The organism is Arthrobacter sp. R4 (assembly GCF_051365025.1).
Classification (GTDB): domain Bacteria; phylum Actinomycetota; class Actinomycetes; order Actinomycetales; family Micrococcaceae; genus Arthrobacter.
In genome coordinates, this window is record NZ_JBLWIJ010000014.1 from 1 (window position 1) to 7,357 (window position 7,357).

At 67.0% G+C, this 7,357-nt stretch carries 7 protein-coding genes and 1 pseudogene; 3 read left to right on the forward strand and 5 right to left on the reverse strand.

Annotated features, from left to right (window positions below):
• From ACLKOZ_RS09990 to ACLKOZ_RS10000, 3 genes are all read right to left on the reverse strand, one after another.
• Positions 1–765: glycosyltransferase (locus tag ACLKOZ_RS09990; RefSeq protein ID WP_436474777.1), on the reverse strand; the 765-nt coding region annotated here is incomplete at its 3' end.
• Positions 765–1,865 (reverse strand): glycosyltransferase family 9 protein, encoded by a 1,101-nt coding sequence (locus ACLKOZ_RS09995; protein ID WP_337349091.1) that lies wholly within the window; start codon positions 1,863–1,865, stop codon positions 765–767. The genes ACLKOZ_RS09990 and ACLKOZ_RS09995, both read right to left, overlap by 1 nt.
• Positions 1,865–2,401, reverse strand: coding sequence for an HAD-IIIA family hydrolase (locus ACLKOZ_RS10000; protein WP_436474779.1), 537 nt, complete (start codon positions 2,399–2,401; stop codon positions 1,865–1,867). The genes ACLKOZ_RS09995 and ACLKOZ_RS10000 overlap by 1 nt, the downstream gene beginning before the upstream one ends.
• Before the next feature lie 128 nt (positions 2,402–2,529).
• Here ACLKOZ_RS10000 and ACLKOZ_RS10005 point away from each other — a divergent pair.
• Positions 2,530–3,465 (forward strand): annotated as a pseudogene (locus tag ACLKOZ_RS10005) (glycosyltransferase family 9 protein); the annotation flags it as partial.
• Here ACLKOZ_RS10005 and ACLKOZ_RS10010 read toward each other — a convergent pair.
• Positions 3,351–4,262 carry a sigma-70 family RNA polymerase sigma factor gene (locus ACLKOZ_RS10010; protein ID WP_337349093.1) on the reverse strand — a complete coding sequence of 304 codons (912 nt, stop codon included), beginning with the start codon at positions 4,260–4,262 and terminating at the stop codon, positions 3,351–3,353. The pseudogene ACLKOZ_RS10005 and the gene ACLKOZ_RS10010 overlap by 115 nt on opposite strands.
• A 146-nt stretch (positions 4,263–4,408) precedes the next feature.
• Here ACLKOZ_RS10010 and ACLKOZ_RS10015 point away from each other — a divergent pair, with 146 nt between their 5' ends.
• A complete protein-coding gene (locus tag ACLKOZ_RS10015) occupies positions 4,409–5,446 on the forward strand; it encodes an NAD-dependent epimerase/dehydratase family protein (protein WP_337349098.1) in 1,038 nt (345 codons plus the stop codon).
• A 10-nt stretch (positions 5,447–5,456) separates the two neighbouring features.
• Here ACLKOZ_RS10015 and ACLKOZ_RS10020 read toward each other — a convergent pair whose 3' ends face one another.
• Positions 5,457–6,008: a hypothetical protein gene (locus tag ACLKOZ_RS10020; protein ID WP_337349094.1), complete on the reverse strand. Its 552-nt coding sequence runs from the start codon at positions 6,006–6,008 to the stop codon at positions 5,457–5,459.
• Positions 6,009–6,192: 184 nt separating this feature from the next.
• On the opposite strand from ACLKOZ_RS10020, the gene ACLKOZ_RS10025 reads away from it, so the two are divergent.
• On the forward strand, positions 6,193–7,248 hold the full coding sequence (locus ACLKOZ_RS10025) for a hypothetical protein (RefSeq protein ID WP_436474781.1): 1,056 nt from the start codon (positions 6,193–6,195) through the stop codon (positions 7,246–7,248).
• The last annotated feature ends 109 nt before the right edge of the window (positions 7,249–7,357 follow it).

Genomic DNA, 7,357 nt, shown 5'->3' on the forward strand with positions numbered 1-7,357 from the left:
CGCCTCGGTGGCCGCCAAGGCCAGGACTGGCATGCCCAGGTGCATGGCCTCCAAAAGTGACAGGCCCAGGGACGTCCACCGCATGGGGTGCAGGTAGACCCGGCAGCGGGCCAGTTCGCGGTGCAGGTCACGGGTCCGGAGGTCCCCGCGGGCAGTCAGCCGGGAGTCCTCCACGCCGATGGCGCCGCCCAGGCCTTCCGTTTCCATGCCGAACACCTGCAGCGGAGCCACCGCCGCGAAAGCCGGAAGCAGGTCCGTCCCTGTCACCCGGCCCCGCCGGACCGGTTCGTTGACCACCACTCCGAGCTCCGGAAGCTCGCCGGTGTAGAGGAGCCCGGGATCCGGGATGCCATGTTCGATGACCACTGCGGGAGCGCGGCCGCTGTCCCACGCCAGCCTGTTGAAATGCGTGACGTGCACCACGGTGATATCGCCCTGATCGGCGAGCGGGTGCCTGGTGAACGGGAAATCGCCCTTAGGGGTGTTGTGCTCCAGGTAGACGGCCGGCAGTTCCACCCCCGGACGCCGTCCCAGGGCCCTGGCAACCTCGGCGACTTCCCCGGGCCTTTGAAGCACGACGGCATCCACACCGTCGGCGTCAAGGTCCGCCAACGTTACCTCCCGCACGGAATCGGGCCAGTCCCTGCCCGCGCGTCCCAGCCCCCACGGCCCGCCCTCCGGGAGGACCGGCAACAGGTACTCGTGGCGGCCGCGGACAAAAGCGTCGGTCCAGGACCCGTGCACATGCCACAGAAGGATCCTCATCAGCTTCGCGCCTTTCTGCGGGTACTGAGGTGCGTGCTGAAGGACGAGACTCCGCCGATCAGCCGCTCCACTGCCTGGACAACGTCCTCGGGTGAGACCGAACTCAAGCACGGGTGGCCAGGCACGGGGCAGACCCGCGCCCGCGTGAGCCGGCACGGCGCGTCCTGATCGCCCAGAAGCTCCAGCGGAACGCCATACGGGGCCCATTGCACGGCCGGAACTACGGGGGCGAAGAGGCAGGCCACGGGCGTACCCACGGCTGCAGCGAGGTGCGCCGGCCCGGTGTTGCCCGTGACCACGGCGTCCGCGCCGGCCAGGACGCCGGCGAGCGTTGGCAGGTCCGTGCGGCCACCCAGGTCAAGGGCAGAAGGGCCGGCGACAGTAGCGGTCAGTGACGTTTCGGAGGGGCCGCCGGTCACCACCACACGGTGTCCTGCGCCTTCCAAAAGTTCGACGGCGGCGGCGTGGTGGAGGGGAGGCCAGGCCCTGGCGGGGACGGCGGCGCCGGGGTGCACCACCACGTAGCGGCCCTCCCCCACCAGGTCCGAGACGTCCGGCGGTGCTTTCACCCGCAGCTTCCCATCGTCCCCTGCCGGGAGCCGGTGGCCGGCGGCGCGGGCGATGCCCAGGGCCCGTTCCGCCTCCGGTTGTTCCTCCGGGAAATCCTCGCCGGGCCGGAGCCTGACATCCAGGAGCGAGCCCGCATAGTCGGTTGATGCACCGGTGATGTGCTTCACGCCGCCCAGCCGCAGCAACAGGGCCAGCGGCAGCGGAGACTGGTGGAAAGACGTCAGGATCACGGCGTGGCTGATCCTGGAATCCTTGACGTAGTTGATCAGGCGTTCAGCATGCGGCCCCGTCATGGCGGGAGCCGGATTCATGATCCAGGGGCTGTCCCACGTGTAGATCTCAGTGACCCCGGGCAACAGGGACGCTGCCGCTTCACCCTGGCGTCCGCACAGCATCACCACGTCATTGGGCTGTCCCCCGCCAGGCTGCCAGCTCCCTCGCTGCGGGCCGTGGGCGACGGCGCGCACAGCCGGCCCCGCGAGCAGGACGTCACCGGCACTGTCCAGGCGTGCCACCAGGACCCGTGCCATCAGGCCAGCTCCAGCAGCAGGCGGACTGCTCCGGCCAAGTCCGGTGCCACCAGCCGTGCGCGGGATACTTCTTCCGGGCGGGTCAGCGGAGTGGGAACCAGCACACCCACGGCACCGGCGGCTTCGGCAGCCTCGACGTCTGCGCCGATGTCCCCGATCAGCGCTACCTCGGACGTTTCCAGGCCCAGTTTCCGGCAAGCGCTGTACACCATTCCGGGAGCTGGCTTGCGGCAGCCGCAACCGTCACCGTCCAAATGTGGGCAGATCTCCCAGACGTCGAAAGGCCCCAGGAGCTGCTCCACCCTGGCGTTGACCTGATCCACCTGCGCCTGTACCAGCAGCCCCCGGCCCAGGCCGGACTGGTTGCTGACCACCCCCGTGGACAAGCCCTTCCGGCGGACTGAATCGAGGACGGCCTTGGCATCCGGCATCGGCCGGACCAGGGCCGGCTCGCCGTTGTAGGGCACATCGACCACCAGCGTGCCGTCCCTGTCGAAGAGGACAGCCCGGATCTGCGGAGTTTCGGAGCTTCCCATACCCACCTAGTTCCCCCCGGCCCAAGCTCCTAAACAGCCAAAGCCAATCTCAAGGGCCAACGTCCTTTCCGCGGGGCTAGACTCCTGTGACACGGCAGCGCCGCGGGTGCTGCAGGGGAGGTGGAGCAATGGCCATTCCGACGGCGGCACCTGGTGGCCGGCCGCAGCTGCTGGTGCTGCGCGCACTCGCCCTGGGTGATCTCCTCGTGGCCGTGCCCGCCCTGCATGCCTTGCGTAAGGCTTTCCCGGAGCATCGCCTGCTGTACGCGGCCCCGGAGTGGCTCGCCGGCGCCGTCGGGCTGGTGGGCGGATTCGACCTTCTCCCGATGGCCAGCTTGGAGGCCCCCCTTCCCTTCAATGCCGGCGATGTGGACGTCGCCGTGAACCTTCATGGCAAAGGCCCGCAGAGCAGCGAAGTGGTGCGTGCCCTCGGCGCCCGGACGGTCCTGCAGCATAAGGGACGCCACGGCGACGGACCCGATTGGATCGAGGACATGCATGAGCGGGAGCGCTGGACGCGCATGCTGCAATGGCACGGAATCGCCGCCGACCCCCTGGAATGCGGACTGCTTCCGCCGCCTGTGCCGACCGGCTTTCCCGGTGCCACGGTGATCCACGTGGGAGCCGCCTTTGCAAGCAGGCTTTGGCCGGCGGACCGGTTCGCCCAGGTGGCCAGGCATTTGTCAGCAGGCGGCCATCAGGTGGTGCTTACCGGGAGTGCACCAGAGCGGGACCGGGCACTTGAAGTCTGCCGGCTGGCGGGGCTTCCCGAAACAGCTGTTGTGGCAGGCGGCCTGGACCTGCAGGCTTTTGCCGCCTGCGTGGCCGGCGCGCGGCTGGTCATTTCGGCCGACACCGGTGCTGCCCACCTGGCATCCGCCTACGCACGGCCCTCGATTGTGCTTTTCGGGCCGGTAGGACCCGAACGGTGGGGGCCGCCGTCGGGGCCTCACGTGGTTTTGACGCGCGCGGAACTGCGGCGGGGAGACCCTTTCGCCGACCGTCCGGATCCCGCCCTCCTCGCTGTCTCCGCCGGTGATGTGCTGGCAGCGGCGGAAAGGCTCGAATCCACATAGCTGCTCTCCTGCAACCTTCTCTGCAGCGCCACCAGGACACGCGCAAGCCGACGGGACACCTGCATCTGGGACATCCCAAGCCGCTCCCCCAGTTGCACCTGGGTCTCTTCGCAGAAGTACCGCCGGTACAGCAATTCGCGGTCCGCAGCATCAAGATCGGCCATGGCCTCCCGCAGGCAGGCCAGCTCCTCCAGACGCTCAAGCGGCGCGTCCGAAGTAGCCAGGATTTCAGCGATCGGCTGTGAATCGTTGTGCGGGTTGACGGCGTCGAGTGAGTCCGGGTGCATGCTGGACGAGGCACAGATCGCTTCCAGTACGTCGCTGGGTTCCGCCCCGAGCTCCTCCGCGAGTTCGGGGATGCTGGGTGTCCGGCCGAGCGACTGGGCGAGGTCGGGCTCCACGCGGTATAGGCGCGTCCGGAGGTCCTGGATGTGGCGTGGCGGCCGAACCACCCAGCTGCGGTCGCGGAGGTACCGTTTCAGCTCGCCGCTGATGGTGGGGGCAGCGTACGCCGGGAAGCTGTCGCCTTTGGCCTGGTCGAAACCCCTCGCTGCTTTGACCAGGCCAAGGTACGCCACCTGGTTCAGGTCGGCACGCTCCCGGCCCCGGGCATCGAAGCGGGCGGCCAGCGCCTCCGCGAGGTCCAGGTACTTCACGACGAGGTCGTTTTCGAAGGTCTCACGGAGTTGTCCGCCCTTCGATGTTGCCCCTTGCGGGCTTCGCTGCACTGGTGGCGGCGGAAAAACGGGTTGTTCCAAGGCAACTGCGTTGAGAAAATCGGGCATTGTCGTGGGTTCCCTCGGTCTGGGTCCGAAAGCCTGCGGCAAGACTTAGAAGTAGGAAATCATAAGGCTGCTTATTAAACAATGCTTCCGGATATAGGCTCGATGTGCAGGCCGAGCCAGCCATCCACACGAAGGGAGAACTCTCGATGCGAATTGCCGTCACCGGAGCCAGCGGCAATGTGGGGACCGCGCTCCTGCGGAATCTCCAAGGCCAACTGGAAACAAAGCCCGGAACACTGGAACTCGTCGGCATCAGCCGCAGGCTTCCCAACACCGCACGGGCACCCTACAGGGGCGTGGAGTGGCACACTCTCGACATCGGTGTGGATGCCGACCTTCCGCTGCTTCGCACAGCACTGGCGGGTGTGGATGCGGTGGTTCACCTGGCCTGGCAAATCCAGCCAAACCGGGACTTGGAGCAGTTGCACCGGACAAACGTCACCGGGACGGCCCATGTCCTGGAGGCCGCCGGACAGGCAGGTGTGGGACAGATCGTATGTGCCTCATCGGTGGGCGCCTACAGCAAGGCCCCCAAAGACCGCAGGACGGACGAGTCGTGGCCTGCCACCGGGATACCAGGTTCGCACTACAGCAGGCATAAGGCCGAACAGGAGCGCCTGCTTGATCAGTTTGAAGCCGTACATCCCGGGATCAAAGTGGCCCGGCTTCGGCCCGGCCTCACTTTCCAGCGGAACGCCGGCAGCCAGATCGGTGGCTATTTCCTGGGTCCGCTGATTCCGCGGCTGCTCCCGCGGCGGTTGAAGGTTCCCATCCTGCCGGCCCCGGACGACCTGATCTTCCAGGCCGTCCACGCGGACGACGTCGCTGAGGCGTATTGGCGCGTGCTGGACCGACGCGAGTCCGGGGCCTTCAACATCGCCGCCGAACCCGTCGTCACGCCGCAGGAATTGGCCAGGCTGGTGCACGCGCGCAGGATCCTGCCCATCCCCATGTCCCTGCTCCATGGCGTGGCCGCGCTGACCTGGAAGCTTCGAATCCAGCCCACGGACGCAGGATGGATTGATATGGCCTCCGGCGCCCCGGTCATGGACACCGGACGGGCGCGCCGGCTGCTCGATTGGGAGCCCAAGACCTCTTCTGTCGACGCGATCGCGCAAGTGCTGGACGGCATGGCAACGGGGGAGGGAGTTGCTCCCTCCCCCGCACTGAAGCCACGGGACTAGCTACCCGGAGCTAGATCCCCGAACGCGGATTTTCGCGGTCTGCGTTCGCCTCGTCCCTGCGGATTTCCTCCCTACGGGCCGCGTCGGCGCCAGCCACGTCGGTCCGGGCGTCGCCGGTGCGGGGAGCCGCCGTGCGCGCATCATCAGCGCGCGCGTCGGCGGGGCGAGAATCGGCAGCGCGGGCGTCATTCCTTGGTGCCTCACCGGCCATGCGCGTATCAACGTCAGGGTCGACGGCGTCGGCCTTGCGCGTGTGATCTGCCACGTCATTCCGGAGGGATTGTGCGTCAGCGGCCCGCTTCTCCGCTTCCTGGCGCAGCCTTGCCGCTTCCACCTGGGCCTGCTCGGCGTCGGCCCTGGCACGCGTAGCCCGGGCCTCGTTTTCGCGGGCGTCCAGTTCAATGTCCTCGGCCTTGCGACGGATCTCTGCCGCCTTTTCACGGTGCGATTCGTCCCGTTTTTGCTGGATTGCCTTACGGCGCTGCCCCGTGACCAGAACTAGCACAACAAGCACCACCACAACGATTGCAATGACCACCCAAACCCATGGTTCCACCGCCACCCACCTCTTCCTACGTAGTTACCTCAGCCCCGGCGGATACCTCGTCAGACAGGGTTGCCGGAACATGCATAAAACTTAATTACCAAGGGTACTTACCTTATGTTAGTAATCATGCTTACTATTTTACGGCCAGTATCGCTGGTTCTTGATCAACAACCGGCCTTCTTGGAAAGAGAGAGCAAAGATGACAGAGAACCAATGGCCCGAGGACACAACCAACACCGTCCCCCCGGCCAATCCAATGAGCACTGGAGAGCGGAGCGCCACCACCTTCCCATCCGCTGCGCAGCCCACTCCCCCAACGGGCAACGCCTATCCCGCCTCTGGCGATGCCGCCGGAACGTCCCGAAAGGATGCTGTGAAGGACGAGGCGAGTGACGTCGCCCGCACCGCGAAAGACTCTGCGCAGAACGTGGCTGAGACGGCAAAGGCTGAGGCCGCCAACGTGGCCTCCGAGGTCAAATCCAACGCCAAGGACCTCCTCTACCAGGCCCGCTCCGACCTCACCCAGCAGGCCGGGACCCAGCAGCAGAAAGTCGCCGATGGACTCCGTTCCATCTCGGATGAACTGCATGCCATGGCCCAGGCCTCAGACCAGCCGGGAGTAGCCAGCGATCTGGTCCGCCAGGTTGCTGAACGCTCCACGTCCGTTGCGTCATGGCTGGACGGCAGGGATCCGGGATCACTCCTGAACGAAGTCAAATCCTTCGCCCGGCAGCGTCCCGGCACTTTCCTGCTTCTTGCAGCAGGCGCCGGAGTCCTCGCAGGCAGGCTCACGCGCAGCCTGAGTGCTGGCGCACCGGAGTCAGGCACGACGCCGGCACGCAGCACCGGCGGCTACGGCGGCGGTGAATACAGCTCGGGGGCAAACGGCTCACCCAGCCCCTACGGCAGCCAGTACGGCGCCGACAGCTACAGCGGCGGCCCGGGTGGCTACACCACGTCCGGCGGTGCAGTTCCGCCCCCACCGGTCCAGGTTCCCGGACCGGCCACCACAACGGCAGGGCTCGACGGCGGGGCTCCCGGTACAGCCGGACAATACAGCCCGGCCGGCCACAGCTATCCCGGTGCCTCCACCACGGCCAGCCCGCTGGACAGCCCGCAACTCGTGGAAGAGCCGTGGTCAGGCAACCGGCTCGCCGACGATCCCCTCCGGGATCGGGACCTTGCCGATGACCCCATGGGCAACGACCCCCGCACCAAGGACCGTTCCACGGACGGCCAGACTGGCAGGCCGTGATGAGCAGCCAGATGCCGGAGACTCCTGCGTCAGCGGCGCATGCGAAGGCGGATAACACGTCCCTGGGTGACCTGCTTGGTGAGGTGACCCGGGATTTGTCCACGCTGAT